19 protein-coding genes are annotated in these 20829 nt (G+C 66.0%); 9 read left to right on the top strand and 10 right to left on the bottom strand.

What is annotated here, in order from left to right; translation table 11 throughout:
* Nucleotides 1–57: 57 nt before the first annotated feature.
* From IEW22_RS12650 to IEW22_RS12670, 5 genes are all read right to left on the bottom strand, one after another.
* A complete protein-coding gene (locus IEW22_RS12650; protein ID WP_188586974.1) occupies nucleotides 58–831 on the bottom strand; it encodes a hypothetical protein in 774 nt (257 codons plus the stop codon).
* Complete coding sequence (locus IEW22_RS12655) at nucleotides 828–3023, bottom strand: TPR repeat region-containing protein (RefSeq protein WP_188586975.1); 2196 nt, start codon at nucleotides 3021–3023, stop codon at nucleotides 828–830. Before IEW22_RS12655 ends, IEW22_RS12650 begins: the two co-directional genes overlap by 4 nt.
* An 85-nt stretch (nucleotides 3024–3108) precedes the next feature.
* Nucleotides 3109–3417 carry a type VII secretion target gene (locus tag IEW22_RS12660; protein ID WP_188586976.1) on the bottom strand — a complete coding sequence of 103 codons (309 nt, stop codon included), beginning with the start codon at nucleotides 3415–3417 and terminating at the stop codon, nucleotides 3109–3111.
* A gap of 119 nt (nucleotides 3418–3536) precedes the next feature.
* The gene (locus IEW22_RS12665; RefSeq protein ID WP_188586977.1) at nucleotides 3537–3686 is read right to left on the bottom strand and encodes a hypothetical protein; all 150 of its coding nucleotides are present in this window, start codon (nucleotides 3684–3686) and stop codon (nucleotides 3537–3539) included.
* 141 nt (nucleotides 3687–3827) lie between these two features.
* A complete protein-coding gene (locus IEW22_RS12670; RefSeq protein ID WP_188586978.1) occupies nucleotides 3828–5468 on the bottom strand; it encodes a dihydroxyacetone kinase family protein in 1641 nt (546 codons plus the stop codon).
* 184 nt (nucleotides 5469–5652) lie between these two features.
* On the opposite strand from IEW22_RS12670, the gene IEW22_RS12675 reads away from it, so the two are divergent.
* The 3 genes from IEW22_RS12675 (at nucleotide 5653) to IEW22_RS12685 (ending at nucleotide 9549) form a co-directional block, all read left to right on the top strand.
* On the top strand, nucleotides 5653–6297 hold the full coding sequence (locus IEW22_RS12675; protein WP_188586979.1) for a DNA-3-methyladenine glycosylase I: 645 nt from the start codon (nucleotides 5653–5655) through the stop codon (nucleotides 6295–6297).
* 62 nt (nucleotides 6298–6359) lie between these two features.
* A complete protein-coding gene (locus tag IEW22_RS12680; RefSeq protein ID WP_188586980.1) occupies nucleotides 6360–7805 on the top strand; it encodes a DUF2079 domain-containing protein in 1446 nt (481 codons plus the stop codon).
* Nucleotides 7806–8142: 337 nt separating this feature from the next.
* Complete coding sequence (locus IEW22_RS12685; protein WP_188587003.1) at nucleotides 8143–9549, top strand: MFS transporter; 1407 nt, start codon at nucleotides 8143–8145, stop codon at nucleotides 9547–9549.
* Here IEW22_RS12685 and IEW22_RS12690 read toward each other — a convergent pair.
* Complete coding sequence (locus IEW22_RS12690; protein ID WP_188586981.1) at nucleotides 9493–11589, bottom strand: DEAD/DEAH box helicase; 2097 nt, start codon at nucleotides 11587–11589, stop codon at nucleotides 9493–9495. The genes IEW22_RS12685 and IEW22_RS12690 overlap by 57 nt on opposite strands.
* Nucleotides 11590–11699: 110 nt before the next feature.
* On the bottom strand, nucleotides 11700–12899 hold the full coding sequence (locus tag IEW22_RS12695) for a M20 family metallopeptidase (RefSeq protein ID WP_188587004.1): 1200 nt from the start codon (nucleotides 12897–12899) through the stop codon (nucleotides 11700–11702).
* A 226-nt stretch (nucleotides 12900–13125) separates the two neighbouring features.
* On the opposite strand from IEW22_RS12695, the gene IEW22_RS12700 reads away from it, so the two are divergent.
* The 5 genes from IEW22_RS12700 (at nucleotide 13126) to IEW22_RS12720 (ending at nucleotide 17003) form a co-directional block, all read left to right on the top strand.
* Complete coding sequence (locus IEW22_RS12700; RefSeq protein WP_188586982.1) at nucleotides 13126–13626, top strand: hypothetical protein; 501 nt, start codon at nucleotides 13126–13128, stop codon at nucleotides 13624–13626.
* 123 nt (nucleotides 13627–13749) lie between these two features.
* Nucleotides 13750–15027 (top strand): hypothetical protein, encoded by a 1278-nt coding sequence (locus IEW22_RS12705; protein WP_188586983.1) that lies wholly within the window; start codon nucleotides 13750–13752, stop codon nucleotides 15025–15027.
* Nucleotides 15028–15095: 68 nt separating this feature from the next.
* Nucleotides 15096–15611: an orotate phosphoribosyltransferase gene (gene pyrE / locus IEW22_RS12710; protein WP_188587005.1), complete on the top strand. Its 516-nt coding sequence runs from the start codon at nucleotides 15096–15098 to the stop codon at nucleotides 15609–15611.
* Nucleotides 15612–15648: 37 nt separating this feature from the next.
* Nucleotides 15649–16359 carry a TrmH family RNA methyltransferase gene (locus IEW22_RS12715; RefSeq protein WP_188587006.1) on the top strand — a complete coding sequence of 237 codons (711 nt, stop codon included), beginning with the start codon at nucleotides 15649–15651 and terminating at the stop codon, nucleotides 16357–16359.
* A 140-nt stretch (nucleotides 16360–16499) separates the two neighbouring features.
* Nucleotides 16500–17003 (top strand): hypothetical protein, encoded by a 504-nt coding sequence (locus tag IEW22_RS12720; RefSeq protein ID WP_188586984.1) that lies wholly within the window; start codon nucleotides 16500–16502, stop codon nucleotides 17001–17003.
* Here IEW22_RS12720 and IEW22_RS12725 read toward each other — a convergent pair.
* Both IEW22_RS12725 and IEW22_RS12730 read right to left on the bottom strand, forming a co-directional pair.
* Complete coding sequence (locus IEW22_RS12725) at nucleotides 16985–17380, bottom strand: hypothetical protein (RefSeq protein WP_188586985.1); 396 nt, start codon at nucleotides 17378–17380, stop codon at nucleotides 16985–16987. The two genes, IEW22_RS12720 and IEW22_RS12725, sit on opposite strands and share 19 nt — an antisense overlap.
* A 12-nt stretch (nucleotides 17381–17392) precedes the next feature.
* On the bottom strand, nucleotides 17393–18214 hold the full coding sequence (locus tag IEW22_RS12730; RefSeq protein ID WP_188586986.1) for a DedA family protein: 822 nt from the start codon (nucleotides 18212–18214) through the stop codon (nucleotides 17393–17395).
* Between the two features lie 176 nt (nucleotides 18215–18390).
* On the opposite strand from IEW22_RS12730, the gene fbaA reads away from it, so the two are divergent.
* Complete coding sequence (gene fbaA / locus IEW22_RS12735) at nucleotides 18391–19425, top strand: class II fructose-bisphosphate aldolase (RefSeq protein WP_188586987.1); 1035 nt, start codon at nucleotides 18391–18393, stop codon at nucleotides 19423–19425.
* Between the two features lie 153 nt (nucleotides 19426–19578).
* Here fbaA and IEW22_RS12740 read toward each other — a convergent pair whose 3' ends face one another.
* Nucleotides 19579–20769, bottom strand: coding sequence for a serine hydrolase domain-containing protein (locus tag IEW22_RS12740; RefSeq protein WP_188586988.1), 1191 nt, complete (start codon nucleotides 20767–20769; stop codon nucleotides 19579–19581).
* Nucleotides 20770–20829 lie beyond the last annotated feature (60 nt).

Consider the following 20829-nt stretch of genomic DNA (forward strand, 5'->3'; position numbering starts at 1 on the left):
AACGCGAAGTGCACGAACGATTGTAAGTACGGAATCCTCGGTACCGTGCTTCACTTCTCAGTCTCCTGCTCGTGCCCAGCCGGGGTATGGGGGTAGGGCTTCGGCAGGTTGGTCGACATAGGTTTCTTCGGTGCGGTGTGTGCCGTATGGTGCGGGATCGTTGCGGGGATCTCGGCATGCTTCAGCCGCCGAAATGTCTTCGATATGTTGGGGCGCCGACCGGATGACTGTCCATCCGGTGAAGACGTCGGTGACGGGGTAGCGTGCGGTTCCCTGTCCCACAGCGCGGTAGTCGATCTTCGAATCCGAGGTTTGGCGCCACAGGATTTCGGTCGAGTATGAGGAGTGCCTCAGGGCAAGAAACCTGCCATCTGGTTGTCGAGTGGTTGTCGCGTCGTATTTGTAGGTACACGCAACCGTGGACCATTCGTTGTGGGGAAGCCGCTGCACCTTCTGTAAACGGTGATAGACAGTGCCATTGACCGGGGCGACATAACGTGTAGCGGATTCCATGAATCTCGGTTGGCCTGCTACGACTCGGTACCAGCCCGGGTAGGCCCCGCGAAATTGGCTGATGGTTTTGATGTAGTCGGATTCGATGAATGCGCGCGTGACGACTGCGATCGGGGAGAGTAGGTCGATGCCGGGTGCGGCGGTCCAGCGGAAGGTGGTCCCGATGTTGTCGGGAAGCTGATAGGGGCCGTTGATGTTGCTGGTGATCGCCGCCGACGAGCTACTCGGCGTAGGTGTTGAGGGTGTTGAGCATGCCGTCATCGCGCAGACCCCGAGTAGGGAGGTCGCTGCCAGCATCGTCGCGAATCGCTTTGTCATCGCGCCCAGTCGTCCTTCGAGCCTTCTTCCCAATTATCCGAGATTCGGCTCATCGGCAGGACGTCGGCGTCATCGAGCGTGTCTTTGAACGCGTTGTAGTTCTGGCCGGCGTGATCCATTCCCGTCACGGACTCGAATGGAACGGGCACGCCATTCTCATCTACCCACTGGGCGAGCTTGGGATCGGTCGGGTCGATCGTCCCCGACTCCACCCCGCTCTTGAACACCTCGTAGTACTGACGCTGCAGAAGCGCGTCCTCGTGGACTTCGGTCGACATCGGGCCTCCATCAGACGGCTGTGTGACGCCGAAGAGGCTGCTTGCTATGTCGTCGGAGTTGTAATCGAGTGCAGCACTAGCGGTACCACCGAGTCCGGGGACATTGCCGACTGTCGTATCCGAGATCAGGTTGATGAGCCTGGCCTTCCCGGCGTGCGCCGCAGCCGAGTCGTGGTCATGGTCGGCGGCCGTCTGGTCGATTCCCGTTTGGGCTGCATAGGCGATATGAGCAGCGTTCCCGACTATCGAGGTGTGATGCTCGGGGTCGGCGCCGACCATGTGGTCGATGTCTTGCACGTCTGCGAATGCGGCGTGGTTGAAGTATTTTGCGGCCTCGTCATTGCTGTCTATCACAGAGAAGACGGCAGACATCTCCTTGTTTCCGGTAAATGGAGTGAAGCCGCTTGTTCCGGTGTAATCGTCTCCGACCTGTGCCATGCTGCCGATATACGGTGACAGGGTCTTTGAAAGTTCCTGGGTGATACCGGGATTCACCTTTCCGATCGAGTCATTGTTCTGTCCGGGGATGTTGAGGTAGTCGTTCTGATTCGCGGCGATGTGATGAGCGATGGCGCTGGCCGACTGGCCTGCTTCATCTCGCATGAAGCCGGCGCCATTGTGAGCATCCGATCCGACCGACGCCAGTACGTCTTTCACGCCTTGATCGTTGCTGCCCCACTCGTGGGTGAGCATGGTCTTGAGATTGGCATTGCTGTCGAAGTGTCCGCCATCCATCGTCTGATCCATGTTGACACCGGTCAGAACGTCATGGACAGCGACGTGATCTTTGCTCGCAGCGGACAGCATATGGCTTGCGGTGCTGTTGAGTTCGCCACGGAAGTTGGTGAGCTCGTCGTACGGTTTGTCAGCCAGTTGAGCGATGGCTGTGGACTGTCTGAGCATGCCTTTGTCGACGAAAGCCCCGCTTGCGGTACCGGGAGAACCCTTGTCGAGAATCGACGCGAGTGCGTTGAAATCGCTCGTATGTGAAACCCCGAACTGGTCTTTCGTCTCAGGATTGAAAAGCGTTCCGACATCCTTCGACGTCTTCACCACCGGGTCTTCTTTGAGCAGTGTCTGAACGCGCGTGGGAAGATTGTCCATCGATCCGCCGTGACCGCTCGAATCCTTGATGCCTGCGGTCGAGACCATGCGCATGGTGTCGGCTACGCCGCGTTGCACAGAGTCATGATCGTGACCCTCTCCCAGTTTCGCGATCTCGCTTGCCGGCATGTCATCGAGCGAGTGGGACAGTGATTTCAGGTACTCCATCTGCCCAGGGGCCAGTGTCACCGGCTTGCCGTTGGCGAGTGCCGACTTCTGATCGTCGGTGAGTGTCCAGGCGTCCCGCAGTCGCGCACGTTGCTCGGGCGATGCTTTGCCGTTCGCCATCGCACGAAGGTCGTCTTTGGCTGACGCACCCTTGTACAAACTCGATTGTGGTGCAGCCGTTCCCAACTCGGCGAGTGCGGAGTTGATGGCTTGGGCGACCGCGTTGTCCTCATCCCCGAGCGCTGTCGCTTTGCGAGTCAAGTCCGCCGCAGCTTCCTTTGCCTCACGTGCACGTTTGGCTTTGAGGTCGTTGATCTGCTTGATCGTCGCCTTGTTCCCGTCGGCGATGACGAGGGCGAGCGCGTAGTTGTAGTCGTCGGTGACCGTGTAATCGTCTGCGATGCTGAACATGTTGTCTTCGACCTGATGACCGAGATTGCGCACGCTGGTGATCAGCTCGGGTAGGTGCGCGGCACCGTTCGACAATGCCTTCTGCAGTGCCTCAAACGCGTCGGAGACGCGGAGCATCTCCTTGCGCTCACTGTCGGCTCGAGAGATCGCCGCCTCGTGGGCGGTGCCGGACCAGTCCAAGTTCTCGATGGTGGAACGAACGGATTGTGCCGTCTTGTCGGTGGTGGTCACCGAGGGCTTGACGCTGTTCGACGCCGAATAGAGGCCGTTCGCGTTGGCCGCTTGTACTTGGCTCCACGTGGGTCTGACCACTGTTCTACTTCACCTCAGGTGCGAGGCCACCCAGAGACTTGAGCTTGTCGGCAGCGTCGGTGTCGGTGTCGCGATAGTCGGCAGCCGACTTGTTGAGGAGATCTTCGATGGAGGACATCCGATTCGCCAGTACGTCGAGAGCACGCTTACACGTGTCGTCGACGGGCCCGAGCGCCTTTGCAGTGTCAGACCACTCCATGCCAGATGTCGTCGGAGACGCGGTGACGGGTGCGATGCCTCGGATGTCGCCGGCGAAGCCATTGAAGCTGGTTGCGGCGCCACGCAGCTCGGTGGGGTCAACACGCATGCTCATCAGGTAGATCTCCACTGTCGGGTGCGATGTCCGTATCGGACCCTAGCAGTGGAAAAGCGCGAGTAAAGAGTTGGTGACCGCGGCTGTCGTTCGGTTGATCGACGCGCGGTGGGGGTGGGTCAGCTTCCGAAGCTGCTGCCCAGGCTCTGCAGGCCCTCGACGACGCTCGGCAGCAGGGTGGTGGGCAGCTCGAGCGGTGACTCGAGCAGTGAGCCGCCGAGGATCAGGGCGTCGATCACAACGAAAGCCGGGTTGATGTTGTTGTTCATGGAGTCATTCCTCACTCGCTCTGGGCCACGTCGACGAACCGGTGAACCGGTTTTGTCGCCGCGTGGAGTCTGCGCGAGGTTTCTGCGGTACGGGACGCCTGTGATCTGTGGGTTCTGAGAGGCGTATGCGTCAGGAGTGCGTCACGAAGCGTCGTCGGCTGCCGCGGCGTACAGCCACGACACGACCAGTGCTCCCGGATCCACCACCCCGCGGGCGTTCTCGCCCACGTAGCTCGCGCGGCCTTTCGACGCGGTGGTGTCGCGGGTCGACTCGGCACCGTCGGCGGCTTTGCGCGCGACCTCCTCCAGCGAGGCTCCGTCGCGCAGTGCGTCGGCAGCAGGACTGAGTGAGTCGACGACGGTGTTGTCGCCGACCTGTGCACCGCCGAGATCCTGGATTTCCTGGAGGGCGGCGATGGTGCCGCTGCGCAGTGCCGACTCGAAATCCTCCTCATCGGCGAATGCTTCCGACAACTTCTGGAACATCGCGCCGAAGACCGCACCCGACGTACCGCCCGACCGTACGAAGTACGACCGGCTGATCGCGGTGAGCACGTCGGTGTCCGAGCCGCGCAGCGGCAGATCGAAATGCCCGAGTGCTGAACGCATATTCGTGCCGAAGTCGCCGTCGCCAGCACGCTGGTCGAGTTCGGTGAGGTCGTCGATCGACTCCTGCACACGCTGGACGAAAGCGGTCAGCCACGGGGACTCGTCACCTTCGTCGGCGGAGTCGTCGGGGTTGACCACCGAGGTATCGACGATTTCGGCGGGGGAGCGGTTGATGTCGCGGGGCCAGCCCGGCGCGGTTGTCGGCGCGTCGAACAGTGTGAGGAGTTCGTCGTCGGTCCGCACCAGCGTGAGCGAGAAGCCATCCATGTCCAGTGCGGTGACGAACTCGCCGACCATCGATCGCACCACAGTGATGTTGCGCCGCTTCAGCGCGGCCACGGCCTCGCCGAAGGCCAGGTAGAGCTCCAGCGGATGCGCCGACCCGAGGCCGTTGATCAGACAGATGACCTCCTCGCCCTCGGCGAGTTCCATCGCATCTGCCACACGGTCGACCATCCGCTCGAGCAGTTCGGAGGCGGGGACCTGATCGGTCCGCTCGACACCGGCCTCACCGTGGATGCCGACGCCGAACTCCATCTGTCCCGGTTGGAGATCGAAGGTGGGTGCCGACGAGCCGGGGATGGTGCAGGCGCGGTAGGCGACGGCGATGCTGCGGGCGTTCGCCGCGGTGCGCCTGCCCAGCTCGGCGACCCGCGCCAGGTCGTCGCCGCGCGCTGCCGCCGCACCGCAGATCTTCTCGACGATAATCGTGGCGGCTGTGCCGCGTCGCCCCGGGCCGGACTCCGATTCGGTGGAGACGTCGTCGTCGACGAGGACTTTGTCGGTGTTGACCTCGTCGTCGAGCAGATGGCGCGCGATGCGGAAGTTCATCACGTCGCCGGTGTAGTTCTTCACCACATGCACCACCCCGGCGCCCGCGTCGGCCCAGCGGGTGGCCGCGACGATCTGCAGCGCGTTGGGCGAAGTGAACACCAGTCCCGGGCACACGGCGTCGAGCATCCCCGCGCCGATCATCTCCGCATGCATCGGCTCATGACCCGAACCGCCGCCGGAGATGACCGCGACGTTCTTGGTGTTCGGCCGCGTGCGGCGGTGGAGGAATCCCGGATTGCGTTCCCAGGCGATGTCGCTGTGGTCGGCGACGAACCCGCGCAGTGCGTCGGACAGGAGCGTGTCGACAGAATTGATCACGTATTCGTGGGGTCGGCTCACGTGTTCACCGTATCCACTCCTGCGTCGATATCGCTGCACATCGGTGCATGCATTCAGTTCCGGGTCGACGTGTCAGCGGTCACCGACGAGGTGTCGGGGAGCTCGTCTACGGTGACGGAGTGTCGCCTGCCCGGGCTGCGACACGCGCGGCATGACGAGCCGGGTGAGATAGAAGGAGCACGCCATGAGCGAGTCCGAGGCAGCCGATCTGGTCGCGGACCAGCCACCCGATCTGGTCACCGGGGACGACGGGATCGTGCGATGCCGATGGGGTGGCGCCCCCGACCAGATCCGCTACCACGACACCGAATGGGGGTTTCCGGTCGCCGACGACCGGCGGCTGTTCGAGAAGGTGTGTCTCGAGGGATTCCAATCGGGGCTGAGCTGGCGGACGATTCTCGCCAAACGGGAGAACTTCCGAAAGGCGTTCGCCGACTTCGATGTCGCCGCGATCGCCGACTTCGATGACGGCGATGTCGAACGGCTCGTGGCCGATTCGGGGATCATCCGCCACCGCGGAAAGATCCGGGCCACCATCAACAACGCTCGTCGGGTACCGGAGCTGGTCGAGGAGTTCGGTTCGCTGGCCGCATTCTTCTGGTCGTTCGAGCCGTCGGTCGATGACACAGTGCCGGTGGGATTCGTCGCGATCACCGACGAGTCGACCGCGATGTCCACGGCGTTGAAGAAGAGGGGATGGAAGTTCGTCGGTCCCACCACGATGTATGCGCTCATGCAGGCGATGGGGCTGGTCAACGACCACGTTGCCGGCTGTGAGGCGCGCGATCGCGTGAGTGATGCTCGACGCGACTTCCACCGCCCGTCCTGAGTGCCCGGATCGAGCCCCGATGGTGCTTGCATCGTGGCACGCGGATGCATAGGAATGTCAGCGTGGCCGTGTACGCAGGCGAGATCGACTCGACCGCCGAGACAGACGACACCGCGGCAACCACCCGGTCGTGGGTGGTCGCCGCGGTGTGTGGCGTGGTGTTCGCCGCGGTCTACCTGCTCTACGTCGTCGCCGAGTACCGGCGGCTCGGCTATTCGGCGTGGGATCTGGGGATCTTCACCCAGGCGGTGAAGGCCTACGGACATCTGCACGCGCCGATGGTCCCGCTCGAGGGCGACAACGTGAACCTCATGGGCGACCACTTCCAACCGTGGATAGCCGCCATCGGACCGGTCTACCGGGTGTTCCCGTCGCCGATGACGCTGCTGGTGGTGCAGGCTCTGCTCTTCGCGGTCTCCGCCGTGCCGATCGCCCGCCTCGGTGTCGACCGGTTCGGGGCGCCGGCCGGGATTCTCGTCGCCCTGAGCTATGGGCTGTCGTGGGGATTGGCACGTGCGCTGTCGTTCGACTTCCACGAGATCGCCCTGGCCGTCCCGCTGATCGCTTTCTCACTCGTCGCATGGTGCGAACAGCGTTGGCGGGCATGCCTTCTCTACGCAGCGCCGCTCGTCTTCTGCAAGGAGGACCTCGGCGTCACGGTCGCGGTGATCGCGGCACTGGTCGCCTGGCGCGCTGGACGGCAGATGTATGTCCCGGCCGCGCTCACCGCGGTGTGGGGCGTGGGGTGGACGATCCTCGCGACGAAGGTGATCGTCCCCGCCATCGGTGCCGGCAATTACAGTTATGAGGCAAAGTTCCCGACCAGCCTGCACGATGCCGCGCACAGCTTCCTCGTGGGTCTCGCCGACGGCGACCAGCGCGGCTCGACGGCCTTTCTGCTGCTGGTGATCACGGTGTTTCTGGCGTTGCGGTCACCGGTGGCACTCGTCGCCGTCCCGACGCTCGCGTGGCGGTTCCTCAGCGTCAATTTCCTGTACTGGTCGCCGGGCTATCACTACAGTGCGACCCTCATGCCCATCATGTTCGTGGCGATGATCGACGCCTTGTCGACGATGCGTCAACGTGGCCTGTCCTCGCGAAAATTGATGGGGCTGTGTGCGATTGCCCTGATCGTGGCAGTGGGGCTGGCTCTCGGCGGCCCGCTGCGATCTCTGTTGCGCCCGCAATTCTATGCCGCTTCGTCACAGTACGAAGCGTTTTCGCGGATCCGATCACAGATCCCCGACGGCGCCTCGGTGGCGGCGACGAACGATCTCGGGGCGTTGTTGGTACCCGATCACACCGTCACGCTGTACCCGAAACGCAGCGGTGGCAATGCACGTCGCGACACCTCGACGCCGGCGTGGATCATCGCCAACACCGAGACGGCCGAGCGATTTCCCACCAACGCCGGCGGTGTGCGACGAGCGATCTCGGACTCGACCGCTCACGATGGCTATGTTCTCATGGCGCAGGACGACGGAATCGTCCTGCTGACCCGGCGATGAGAAGTTTTTCGAACTAATTTCACGTCTGTCATCTGTGCAGGTCAGCTGTGTGATCCGGTGAATATGCAGCTGGTCGAGGGGCTTTGAGTGACTTGACTCATTGATTACCCGCGTTACGGTGAACACCCGGCTCGTCCGAAGTGTCGGACTGGCGTTGGCGACGCTCTCCCGAGTCCGTGGAGATCCCGCTGCGGGCGCGCCCGGCACAGTCGCGTCGCGCGTCTGCGCCGACCGACGAGGTCATCGCACGTGGATGCGTGACGAGTGCGACGCGCGTGAAAACAACAACGGGAGAGGGAGAATGCCCGCGACCGAATACAGCTCCAACGCAAACCGGATGGGAACATCCGCACCGGCAGACAGTCAGATCACCGAGAGACCCGATCCCGATTCACCCGAGGGCAGGAAGACCCTCCGCAGAGCCATTGCCGCCTCGGCCATCGGCAATGCGACCGAATGGTATGACTACGGCGTCTACGCCGCGACCACCACATACCTCACCCACGCCTTCTTCCCGGGCCACCTCGGCACCATCGGCACGATGCTCGGCTTCGCGGTCTCGTTCATCCTGCGTCCGCTCGGCGGACTGGTGTGGGGTCCGATCGGCGACCGTGTCGGTCGAAAAGCGGTGCTGGCCACCACTATTCTGCTGATCTCGCTGGCAACGGCACTCATCGGTGTGTTGCCGACCTATGCCGTGGCCGGCGTGTGGGCACCGATTCTGCTGATCGCGCTGCGCGTGGTGCAGGGCTTCTCCACCGGCGGTGAGTACGGCGGTGCGGCGACCTTCATGGCCGAGTACGCGCCCGACAAGCGCCGCGGAAAGTACGGCAGTTTCCTGGAATTCGGCACACTGACCGGGTTCGTCATGGGTACCGCGATCGTGTTGTTCATGGAGCTGGGTCTCAGCGATCATTCGATGGAGACCTGGGGATGGCGTATCCCGTTCCTGCTGGCACTGCCGCTGGGACTGATCGGCCTGTATCTGCGTTCGCAGATGGAGGACACCCCGGTGTTCACCGAGGTGGAGGCCGGCAAGGAGATCGTGGGCTCGGCCTGGTCGCGCTTTGTCGACCTGATGAAGAACTACTGGCGCCCGATCCTCATCATGTTCGGCATGGTGGTGGCGCTCAACGTCGCCAACTACACTCTGCTGGCGTATCTGCCGACCTACCTGCAGAACAACATCGGCCTCACCGCGACCACCGGCTCGGTGGTGATCCTGATCGGTGAGCTGGTGATGATGGCGCTGATCCCGATCTTCGGCGCCTGGTCGGACCGCACTGGGCGCAAACCGATGTGGTGGGCCTCGCTGATCGGACTGTTCATCTTCGCGCTGCCGCTGTTCTGGCTGATGGGTCAGGGATTCGGTCGGGCCATCGTGGGATTCGTGGTGCTGGGGCTGCTCTACATCCCGCAGCTGTCGACGATCTCGGCGACCTTCCCCGCGATGTTCCCGACGCAGGTGCGGTATGCGGGCTTCGCGATCTCCTACAACGTCGCCACGGCGGCCTTCGGCGGCACCGCTCCGCTGATCAACGATGCGGTGACCTCCAACTCGGGGTGGGATCTGTTTCCGGCGGCGTACATGATGGCCGCCTGTGTGGTGGGCATGGTCGCGCTGAAATTCCTCACCGAGACGGCCGGCGTCTCGATCCGCGGCACCGAGACTCCTGGCGAGGAGACCTCAGACGGTGCGGTGGATCAGCAGGGGCAGAACCGCGCCGGCGCCGGCGCTGCGTAAGGCCGCGGTGGCAACGGTGACGGGCCAGCCGGTGGTCGAGGCGTCGGCCACCAGCAGGACCGTCGCACCCGACACCTCGGCTGCCTGTGGTGCCATCAGCGCGCGCCACATCGCAGCCTCGTCGGCACCGGACAGATCCCTGCCCGGCCGACGGGTGTCGGTGAGTTCCTGTGTGGCCCTGGGCAGTCGGCCCACCTCGGCGATGCGATCGGCGACCCCCTCGGTGAGCCGGGTGTCGGTGAGCGGCATCGACACCACGATCTGAGGCCGAGCGACCCACTCGGTCTTCCACGACGCCAGGGCCGCGACGCCGGCATCACCGATCTCGGTGATCGCCTCGGCATCGCCGCGGTGGGCGGCGGCGAGCGTGTCGGCCCACTCCGGGGCATCGGCGTGCACCAGTACCCGACCGGGTTCGGCCATCAGATGCGCCGGGATCCTCGACCGGGTGCCGAAGGCGCCTCCCGGCCACATCTTCCGCGGCTCGAGAACGTGTGCGCGCGAACGCAACGCCAGCGAGATCGTCCGGGCGATGGCCGGATCGGGAGCGTCGCCGAGGGCACCCGGAAGGTGGCCGACACACACCGAGCACCGCCCGCAGGCGGCGGCCGACGGGTCGTCGAGGGATTCGGTGAGCAGCGCCATCAGGCAGCGCTCACCTCGGATGTAGGCGTTCATGATGTCGGCCTCACGTTGCCGTGTGGCGATGATTCCCGCGTAATGCTCTGCGTCATAAGACCATTCGCGGCCGGTCACCGACCAGCCCGCAGCCTCGCGGCTGACCGCGCCGTCGACGGCGAGCTGTTTGAGCATCAGTTCGATCTTCGTGCGGCGCAGTCCCGTGGATGCCTCGAGTGACACCACCGACGCCGGTTCGTTCTCGTCGGCCAGTGCGGTGAGCAGCCCCGACATCTGCTCGGGGTCGGGGATCGTGGCCGTGGCGAAGTGGTCCCAGATGCCGCGATCGGATGCCGATGGCAGCAACACCACCTGGGCGTGGTCGATCGCGCGCCCGGCGCGCCCGACCTGCTGGTAGTAGCTCACCGGCGACGGTGGCGAACCCACGTGCACCACGAATCCCAGATCCGGCTTGTCATACCCCATCCCCAGTGCGGAGGTGGCGATCAGTGCCTTGATCTCGTTGTCCCGCAACGAATCCTCGAGCCGGTGTCGTTCGTCGGGCGGCAGCTGGCCGGTGTAGGCGGCGACCGGGACGGCGTCGCCGTGTACCGCGCGGATTGCGGCGGTGAGGCGTTGGGCGTCGGCGACGGTGAGCACGTAGACGATCCCGCTGCCGGGCAGATCGCCGAGATGCTGTGCGACCCAGGCGTAACGGTCCAGCGGCGTCATCTCCTCGGTGACGTTGAGTTGCAACGAGGATCGGGCGAGTGGACCGCGCAGCACCAGTGTCGATTCGCCGAGCTGATGCGCGACGTCGGCGCTCACGCGGGCGTTGGCGGTCGCGGTGGTGGCCAGCACCGGACTCGACGGGTTGAGCTCACGCAGTACGTCGGAGACGCGACGGTAGTCCGGCCGGAAGTCGTGACCCCAGTCGGAGATCGCATGCGCCTCGTCGACCACCAGCAGCCCGATCTGTCCTGCCATGGTGTCGAGCACCCGCGCCCCGAATCCCGGATTGGCCAGGCGCTCGGGCGAGACGAGCAGCACGTCGAGAACACCCGCGCGCAGATCGTCTTCGATCTGCGACCACTCGTCGACATTCGAGGAGTTCACCGTCGCGGCCCGCAGCCCCGCCCGCTGCGCGGCGCTGACCTGGTCGCGCATCAACGACAGCAGGGGGGAGACCACCAGCGTCGGGCCGGCGCCCTGCGCGCGCAGCATCGCGGTCGCGGTCCAGTACACCGCCGACTTGCCCCAGCCGGTCGCCTGCACCACCAGGACGCGTGCGGCGTCGGTGAGCAGAGCGTCCACGGCGGTGCGCTGGTCGTCGCGCAGCCGTGCCGAGGGACCGGCGAGTGCCTGGATGACCGAGTCGGCGACGTCGTTCTGCTGGCGGGTCCAGGCGGTGGAAGTGTTCACGCCTGGCAAGGGTAGGCGTGGGGGCGGACATCCCGGGCGTCGTGCGGGGGGCCTCGATCCGGAATGACTGTTGGGGAGAGGTCTGGGCGGGACGTGCTGCGCGACCGGTCTCAGCCGACGAGGCGGATGGCCATGTCGGCGTACGCGCGGGCGGCGGTCACGAGGTCGTCGATGGCCACCGACTCGTCGGGCTTGTGTGCCTGCTCGTTGATGTTTCCCGGGCCGAGCACGATCGGGGAGATGCCCAGGTCCCGGGAGATGTAGCCGCCGTCGCAGGCCGCGGTCCAACCGGTGATGGGGGAGTCGACACCGAGATCGGCCAGCGCTGCGACCGCGGTGACCGGCAGGCGATGGTCGGCCGGCGTGGCGAAGCCCGGCATCTCCATCGTCAACCGCACGTCGACCTCGATCCCGTCGGAGTCGATGCCCTCGGCGCGGATGCGGTCACGAAGCCACTGGGCGATGTCGCCGGCGTTCTCCTCGGGCATCAGCCGTCGGTCGCTGCCGAGTTCGCAGATCGGCGCGACGATGGAGATGCCCTGCCCACCGGAGATCGTGCCGACGTTCCACGTCCCGGCTCCGAGGAGCGGGTCGAGGGTCTGCTGCATCGCATCGTGGTCGGCGACGATGAGGTCGATGATCCGGGCGGCGGCGTTGATCGCGCTGCGCCCGTCCGACGGCCGCCCGGAATGCGCCGCCCGCCCGGTGACCGTGATCTCGATGTAGGACGCCCCGCGGCAGGCGATCACGGTGGACAGGTCGGTCGGCTCGGCGACCACGCAGCCGAGATAGGACCCCGGCCGGCTGCGGCTCACGAAATCACGGGCACCCGAACCGTGCTCCTCTTCGTCGACGGTGCACACGAGGGTCACCGGTCCGGCGAGTCCGCGGCCGGTGCGTGCGCGCCTGCTCAGCGCGGCCATCGACGTCACGATCGCGGCCAGACCGCCCTTCATATCCGCGCTGCCCCGGCCGATGATGCGGCCGTCGACCACGCGTGCGATGTAGGGATCTCCGGTCCAGCCGCCGCCAGCGGGGACCACATCGGAATGGCCGAGGAACATCAGGCCGGGTCCCGGGCCGCCCGGCAGCGTCGCGACGAGGTTCGGCCGGTCGTCGTCGACCTCGATCGTCTCGATGTCGAATCCGAGCGCCTGGCAGGCGTTCTCCAGCACCGCCACCGCCTGGCCCTCGGTGCCTCCGGGGTTCTCACTCGGCGCCTCGACCAATGCGCATGTGAGGTCCACCAGGAACTCGGTGTCGATGGTCAGGTCGTCCTCGGGGCTGCTCACCCCCACATCCTCACCCATCGCCGGTGCCTGCGAGAAGTTGCCTCCATCCGACACGCGAGACGGGGGTAATGTCCGTTTCGCACACGCATCTCACAGATGCATCTCAGGCTTCGCTCGTAACGTCCGACATCAGTTGGCCGGTCAGCTGCACGGCCGCCGGAGTCCATCGCGGTCAGGACTCCGGGAGATCCCCTCGGGGCCGATATCCCTCCGGGGCAAACTCTCTGTTGGATGAGGAGTGGTGGTGAGCCAGAAGTCGACCCCGAAGTCGACCCCGAGGTCGTCGGGGCGCCGGGTACTTCTCCTGTGCACCCTCGGCCTCGCGGTGGTCGCCGTCGGTCTGTCCTACTGTGTGCACCTCGGGGCGTCGCGAGAGGCCGACGAGGAGCCGCGCACCGCCGCCGAGTTCAAGGTCGTCTCCCCCGACGGCACCACCGAGGAGCCCACCACACCGGCGGCGGTCGCCGCCGGTGAGCAGATCGGGTCGAACGTCTCACGCGGCAAGGTGCTCTTCGGTGCCGTCGTCGACATCGATGCGCAGCACCTCACACTCCGGCTGACCGACGGACGTCAGCTGGTGGTCGACGTCAACGGCGAGACCAGGTACGAATCGATGAAGGCCGGGGGGCTCTCGGGCGTGCGACCGGGCGACATGGTGGTCGTCCACGCCATGGCCCGACGTGACGAGATGACCGCAGATCTAGTGATCGACAGTCGTATCAGCGCCGGCATGCCCACTGGCTGAGGTGCGACGTGACCGGCGACGAGTACCGATCACCCGCGTCGTCGCATGCTGTGCGCGCCGACCCCCGGCGCAGCGCAGCGCCCATGACACCCCGACGCCGTCTACTGATTAGGCTGTAGCGCGATGACCGCCCTCTATTTCGTGATCGCTGCGCTGGCCCTGATCGGCGCCGGCATCCTCCTGTGGCTCGACCGGCGACGCAGCCATGGCGTTGACGCGCGCGCGTCCTGGGCCGATTCCCACGACTTCACCTATCAGGCCACTGATCAAGCCGTGTCCAGGCGTTTCCACGCCGGCGGTATGGACGTGGTCACCGATGCACGGGTGCTCGCGGTCGCCGACGGCCGTTACCACGGTCGCCATGCGTTGGTCTTCGATCTCGGTGACGCCCTCACCGTGGCCGGTGTGCAGGGGAGCGTGGCCTCCGACGTGGTGGTCGACCTGCGACACGAGGACGCGCTCGCTCCGTCGGACGAGGATCTGGCTCCGCTGGGTGCGATGGGTGAGCGGGTGATGTTCGCCAATGACCTCGAGATCGCCCGCCGGGTCTGCGACCGGCGCATGATCGCGCTCGCCACCAATGCGCCCGGATATCTCGAGGTGATCTGGAACGAGGGCGAGTGGGCGTTGGCCGCGATGCCGCGCACCGACGACGCCGACCGCATCGACACCGCGCTGGAGACCGCGCGCCGCTACGGCGATCTGCTGCGTGTACTGCCCCCCGTCCAGCCGCCGGCCGCCCAGCGTGCCGACGCCCGTGACCCGCACGCCCCGGTCAGCGGCCGCATGCGTGCGGTTTCCGACCCTGCTCGTCGGTCGGAGGGCGGACGTGGCACCGGTGTTCGCTCGGAAGCCACTCGTGCTGAGACGGCGCGTTCGGACACGGCTCGTCCGGAGGCGAGTCGGGCGGCGGCTGTCGCCGATCCCGTCCGCACCCCACGCTCTCGCGGTGAGGCCACCCGTGAGGACTCCTCGCCGGGCGCGGACAGTGCACGCCGGATGCCCGCGACCCAACGCAGCGCGCAGCCGCCGGTCTCCCGACCAGCACCCCTCGCGCGACCGGTCGCCGGCGAACCCCGCTCGCCGCAGCCGGGTGCCGCTGACCCCGACGAGACCCAGGCGTGGATGCCCGCCGGGGGCCGCCCCACCCGGCCGCCGACACAGCCGCAGCCCGACACCCGGATGTTCGGAGCGCCTCCGCGCCGTCAGCCGTCGGACTATCGGCAGAACCCCCACTCGGCAGACAGCCGGCACGGTGAGCGGTCGGTCGATCGGCGCCGCGACGAGCAGGACCGCCTGGACCGTGATCCCCGCGACCGTGATCGCCGCGACCGCGATCCCCGCGACCGTGATCGCCGGGACAATCATCGACACATCCGGCCCGTGAGGGGAGACGAGTGAGCGCCGCAGGCGAGCAGCAGCAATCCGAATCGAACAGGACCGATCGGGATCCGCTCGCGCGGGCGCGACTGGCCGAGCTGGTCACCGAGCTGTCGGTGGTGCACGGCCGGGTGACGCTGTCGTCGGGCAAGGAAGCCGACTACTACGTGGACCTGCGCCGCGCGACGCTGCATCACGAGGCCGCACGCCTCATCGGGTCGTTGATGCGAGAGCTGACCGGCGACTGGGATTTCGACGCGGTCGGTGGCCTGACCCTCGGGGCCGATCCGGTCGCGACGGCCATCATGCACGCCCGCGGCCGTGACATCGACGCGTTCGTGGTGCGCAAGGCCGCCAAGGCGCACGGTATGCAGCGCCAGATCGAGGGGCCCGACATCGCCGGCAAGCGTGTGCTGGTGGTCGAGGACACCACCACCACCGGCAACTCGCCGCTTACCGCTGTCCGCGCCGCGCGTGAGGCGGGCGCGACCGTGGTAGGGGTGGCGACCGTCGTCGACCGTGCGACCGGCGCCGACGAGGTCATCCGCGCCGAGGGTGTGGAGTACCGCTCGTTGCTGAGCCTGCACGATCTCGGCCTTGGCTGAGCGCTTCGTATCCGATCCGGACAACTCCACCGATCGCGTGAACACCGATCGCGAGAACGCCGATCCAGAGAACACCGCCGACGACGCTGCCGGCATCGGGCCCACCGAATGGGTGATCGGCGCGCCGACCGTCGGTGTGGGGCCGTGGACGGTCGAACACGACGACCCCGTACCCGACGACCCGCGCTACGACCCGCAACTGCTCGCCGACGGGGATCGGCGCAATGTGGTCGATCACTACCGCTACTGGTCGCGCGAGGCGATCGTCGCCGACCTCGACGAGCGCAGACACCCCTTCCACGTGGCTATCGAGAACTTCGCCCACGACGCGAACATCGGCACGGTGGTGCGGACCGCCAACGCCTTCCTCGCCGCCGAGGTGCACATCGTCGGCCGGCGGCGCTGGAACCGCCGTGGTGCGATGGTCACCGACCGGTATCAGCATGTGCGCCATCATGAGTCGATCGCCGATCTGGTCGACTGGGCGCGCTCGGCCGGTCTGGCGGTGGTCGCCGTGGACAACACGCCCGGCGCCTCGCGGCTCGAGACCACCGAGCTGCCCCGGGAATGTGTGCTGATCTTCGGGCAGGAGGGCCCGGGCGTGAGCGAGGACGCCCAGCGCCGCGCCGATCTGACGGTGTCGATCGCTCAGTTCGGGTCGACGCGCAGTATCAACGCCGGTGTCGCCGCGGGGGTCGTCATGCACTCCTGGATCGCGGCGCACGCCGATCTCGACAGCGCATGGTGACAAGCGGCATGGTGACAAGCGGCATGGTGACAAGCCGGCATGGTGACAAGCCGGCATGGTGGCTGATGTGTGGTGAGAACTGGGCCGCGAGCTGAGGTCTGGTTTGCGTATCGGGCCCCGGCGGGGGAAGGTCGAACGTGATGGCTCGCCACACACCCACTGATGACATCGAGCGCGAGGTCGACAAGGTTCTGCGCTCGGTGCAAAAACGTGTCCTCGACGAGGTGCATCTGGGTCACCGGCGACTGTTCGCGCTGGTCATGACGATCGCGGTGATCGCAGTGGAGATCCCGTGGCTCATGGTCCTGTCGGATCTGTCCCATCATCACGCGTCGACGGTCGGGCTGGTCGCGGCCATCATCGCCGGCCTGGCCTGTCTCGCCTCGCTGATCGCCCTGGTGTGGCAACGTTTTCGGATGGTGTTCTGCGCGATCGTCCTGTGCGGCATCGCCACGGTCGCGATGTTGGGTGCCTACTGGTCGGTGAAGACGCTGGACACCTCGGAGATCACGGTGTGGGCGCTGGTCGCGGCCATCATCCTCGGCTTCCTGACGATGACCTGGGTTCGCGCGGCGTGGGTGCCCGTCGAGGAGTCACACCCCGATGCCATGCGCGGATCCTCTCCTCACCCGTGCGGTAAGTAGCGCACCACCCGCCGGTGCAGCGTCCGCGCGGCCACCATTCGGCACACCGCGAGAACCACCAGCGACATGAGCAGCAATGCCCCGCTGATCAGCCACGTGTCCACCGTGTGAGTGGTCGACGGCCGCGCCACCGCCACCGCGATGACACTTACCGCCACCGCGATCATCGCCGGTAGCGAGGCGGCGTTCTCCACCCGGTGTTTGCGGTCGATGACGGTGCTCAGATCGGCCGAACTCGGGTTCGGCGTGCTGCGCAGTGTCTGGACGGCCAGAAACAGGTCGGCGTCGTCGGGTGCCACACGGGTGCGGTTGATGGTCATCAACCAGCCGGTGACCGCGATGATCGCGGCAACCCAGGTGGTGATGACCGACGTCACGACGCACGATCCCTAGGGTCGGCTGTCGGTCCTGCGCTCTTCGTCATCGGACGTCGCCGGCGTGGAGGGCGTGGTGGGTGTGGCGGGCGTGGAGGCCGTGGGTGCGGAGGGCGCCGTGGGTGTGGCCGGGTCGTCGGCGAGGGCGAGTTCGGCCGCGCGCTTGCCGGCGCGGTGGCGTTTGTAGCCTTCCCAGAACATCGGCAGCACCGACACCAGCACGATGATGATGAAGATGGGTTCGATGGCCTTCTGGATGAACGAGAACTGACCCAGCCAGTAGCCGAGGAGCGTCACACCGCAACCCCACACGATGGCGCCGACCACGTTGTAGATGGTGAACACCGAGAACTTCATCCGGGCGGCACCGGCGACGATGGGTGCCAGCGTGCGGACGATGGGCACGAAGCGTGCCAGGAAGATCGTGATCGGACCGTGTTTCTCGAAGAATTCGTGCGCCTCGACGATGTAGCGCTCCTTGAGGAAGCGGGCGTCGGGTGTGAACATCTCGGTGCCCGCGTAGCGGCCGATCCAGTACCCCACCTGCCCGCCGAGGATCGCGGCGATCGGGATGAAGATCATCAGCTGCCACAGCGTCGCAAAACTCTCGATGTTGTCCTTGCCGCCGGCGGCGACGACCATCCCGGCGGTGAACAGCAGCGAGTCACCGGGCAACACCGGGAAGAGGATTCCCGACTCGATGAAGATCACGAGCAGCAGGCCGGCGAAGGCCCAGGTGCCGAAGTACCCGAGCAACTTGATCGGGTCGAGGAAGCCCGGGAGCAACGCCTCCTGCGTGGACAGGGCGGCCGTATGGGCGAGGGCGAGATCGATCACGGTGAGCAAGGTTACCGGGGGCGCCTGTGGACTGGTTGAGAGCATTCGGGAGGACAGTCCTCGCCAACCCGGCCAACCCGGCAACCGGCCTCGTCAGGGCCACCGGAGACGGTCATACTAGCGTTGAGTTCTCACGCTCTAGTGACGTCACCGATCTGTAGAGGAGTACGAGCACGATGCCCATCGCAACGCCCGAACAGTATGCAGAGATGTTCGCCAAGGCGAAGGAGGGTGGCTACGCATTCCCCGCGATCAACTGCACCTCGTCGTCCACCATCAACGCCGCGATCAAGGGATTCGCCGACGCGGGAAGTGACGGCATCATCCAGTTCTCCACCGGTGGTGCCGAGTTCGGCTCGGGCCTGGGCGTCAAGGACATGGTGACCGGCGCTGTTGCGCTCGCCGAGTTCGCGTACGTGGTGGCCGCCAAGTACGACATCACCATCGCCCTGCACACCGACCACTGCCCCAAGGACAAGCTCGACACCTACGTGCGCCCGTTGCTCGCCATCTCCCAGGAGCGCGTCGACGCGGGCAAGAACCCGTTGTTCCAGTCGCATATGTGGGACGGTAGCGCCATCCCGATCGACGAGAACCTCGAGATCGCCCAGGATCTGCTCGCCAAGGCCACCGCGGCCAAGATCATCCTCGAGGTCGAGATCGGAGTCGTCGGGGGTGAGGAAGACGGCGTCGAGGCCGAGATCAACGAGAAGCTCTACACCTCCGCCGAGGACTTCGAGAAGACGATCGACGCGTTGGGTGCAGGCGACAAGGGCAAGTACCTGCTCGCCGCGACATTCGGCAACGTCCACGGCGTCTACAAGCCGGGCAACGTGAAGCTGCGCCCCGATGTGCTGAAGATGGGTCAGGAGGTGGCCTCCAAGAAGCTCGGGCTCGCCGACGGCTCCAAGCCGTTCAACTACGTGTTCCACGGCGGCTCCGGCTCGCTCAAGAGTGAGATCGAGGAGGCGCTGAGCTACGGCGTGGTGAAGATGAACGTCGACACCGACACGCAGTACGCCTACACGCGTCCGGTCGCCGGACACATGTTCGCCAACTACGACGGAGTGCTCAAGGTCGACGGCGAGGTCGGCAACAAGAAGGTCTACGACCCGCGGTCGTGGTCGAAGAAGGCCGAAGCCGGAATGTCGGACCGGGTCGTGGAGGCATGTCAGGATCTCAAGTCGGTGGGCAAGTCGCTCACCGCGTGATGACCGCGCCGGGCCGGGCCGAGTCTGCGAACCGGATCGGTCCGGGCCGACAGCTGTGATGGCGATGGGCCGTTGCTCCTGGTGGGATTGTGTTCCCGGGTGGAGCGGCGGCCCATCGTCGGTGAGAAGCAGGGTTGCTCGAATTGTGGTGTGTCAGAGCGATTCGAGCGCCTCGAATGCCGTGGCGACATACTGTGCCGACCGGTCGGAGCCCAGCAGACCCGACCCCATCCGGTTCATCGTGTAGGAGATGGTCGCGCGTAGCTCGGTGTCGATGATGATCTGCGACCCACCCCAGCCGCCCCAGAAACAGATCCGTCGTTCGGGGACGAAGGGCACCGACGCCGGCGTCGGCAGGCCGAAGCCCATACCGAACCGGATCGGTGCGCCGAGCACGCGGTCGACCCCGTTGGACTGTTCGGTGAAGACCAGATCGATCGTGTCGGGTGAGAGCAGCCGGACCCCGTCGACGCTGCCCCCGCAGGCCAGCACCGACTGGATGCGGGCCAGGGCCCGTGCGTTCGAGTGGCCGTTGGCGGCGCCGATCTCGGCTGCTCGCCAGCCGTCGGTCCACGACACGGTCGCGTCGGCGACCGGGTTGCCGAACGTCTTCACGGCCGGTGACTCCGGATCGAGCTTCGTCACGTCGATCGAACGCGGCGGCGGCGCAACGACATTGGCGACCCGGCCGTAGTCGGCGCGGGCGACGCCGAACCGGAAGTCGGCACCGAGGGGGCCGGTGATCTCCTCGGCGACGAATGTGCCCAGACCGCGTCCGTCGACGCGACGGACCACCTCGCCGAGAAGATGACCGTGGTTCATCGCCTGGTAGCCCGACGCGGTACCGGGCGTCCACCAGGGTGCCTGCTCGGCCAGACGCGCGCAGGCGAAGGGGAGATCGTAGACCTGCTCCTGGGTGATCGGCTCCTGCCAGCCGGCCACACCCGACGTGTGCGAGAGAAGGTGGCGGACAGCCACATCGTCCTTGCCGTTCGCGGCGAATTCCGGCCAGTAGGTGGCCACCGGAGCGTAAGGGTCGATGCGGCCCCGGTCGATGAGGATCAGCACCGCCAGAGCCGTGACGGTCTTGCTGCACGACCAGACGTTGGTGAGCGTGTCGCGCCCCCAGGCGGTGGTGTGATCGGTGTCGGCCCAGCCGCCCCAGATGTCCACGAGCGGCCGGCCGTCGACCGTGACGGCGACCGAGGCGCCCAGGTCGGCACCCGACTCCACGTTGGCGCGCAGCACCTCTCGCAGGGCGGTGAAGTGCGGGTCGCACGTGCCCTGGATTTCCGCGCCGCGGTTCTGCGCACTTTGGACTCCGGTGTCCTGGGTATCGGTCATGGCCTGCATCCACTTCCTTCTGAGCTATTGCGTTCTGAGGCGTTGCCTTTTGAGACGTTG

The sequence above is a fragment of the Gordonia jinhuaensis genome (assembly GCF_014639795.1).
Taxonomy (GTDB): Bacteria; Actinomycetota; Actinomycetes; order Mycobacteriales; family Mycobacteriaceae; genus Gordonia_B; species Gordonia_B jinhuaensis.

What these genes read in the sequence shown, in the direction of transcription:
- IEW22_RS12720 (WP_188586984.1), top strand. Translation starts at nt 16,500, where the DNA reads ATGGCTCGCCACACACCCACTGATGACATCGAGCGCGAGGTCGACAAG.
- IEW22_RS12740 (WP_188586988.1), bottom strand. Translation starts at nt 20,769, where the DNA reads ATGACCGATACCCAGGACACCGGAGTCCAAAGTGCGCAGAACCGCGGC.
- IEW22_RS12650 (WP_188586974.1), bottom strand. Translation starts at nt 831, where the DNA reads ATGACAAAGCGATTCGCGACGATGCTGGCAGCGACCTCCCTACTCGGG.
- IEW22_RS12665 (WP_188586977.1), bottom strand. Translation starts at nt 3,686, where the DNA reads ATGAACAACAACATCAACCCGGCTTTCGTTGTGATCGACGCCCTGATC.
- IEW22_RS12705 (WP_188586983.1), top strand. Translation starts at nt 13,750, where the DNA reads ATGACCGCCCTCTATTTCGTGATCGCTGCGCTGGCCCTGATCGGCGCC.
- IEW22_RS12660 (WP_188586976.1), bottom strand. Translation starts at nt 3,417, where the DNA reads ATGAGCATGCGTGTTGACCCCACCGAGCTGCGTGGCGCCGCAACCAGC.
- IEW22_RS12685 (WP_188587003.1), top strand. Translation starts at nt 8,143, where the DNA reads ATGGGAACATCCGCACCGGCAGACAGTCAGATCACCGAGAGACCCGAT.
- fbaA (WP_188586987.1), top strand. Translation starts at nt 18,391, where the DNA reads ATGCCCATCGCAACGCCCGAACAGTATGCAGAGATGTTCGCCAAGGCG.
- IEW22_RS12675 (WP_188586979.1), top strand. Translation starts at nt 5,653, where the DNA reads ATGAGCGAGTCCGAGGCAGCCGATCTGGTCGCGGACCAGCCACCCGAT.
- IEW22_RS12695 (WP_188587004.1), bottom strand. Translation starts at nt 12,899, where the DNA reads ATGGGTGAGGATGTGGGGGTGAGCAGCCCCGAGGACGACCTGACCATC.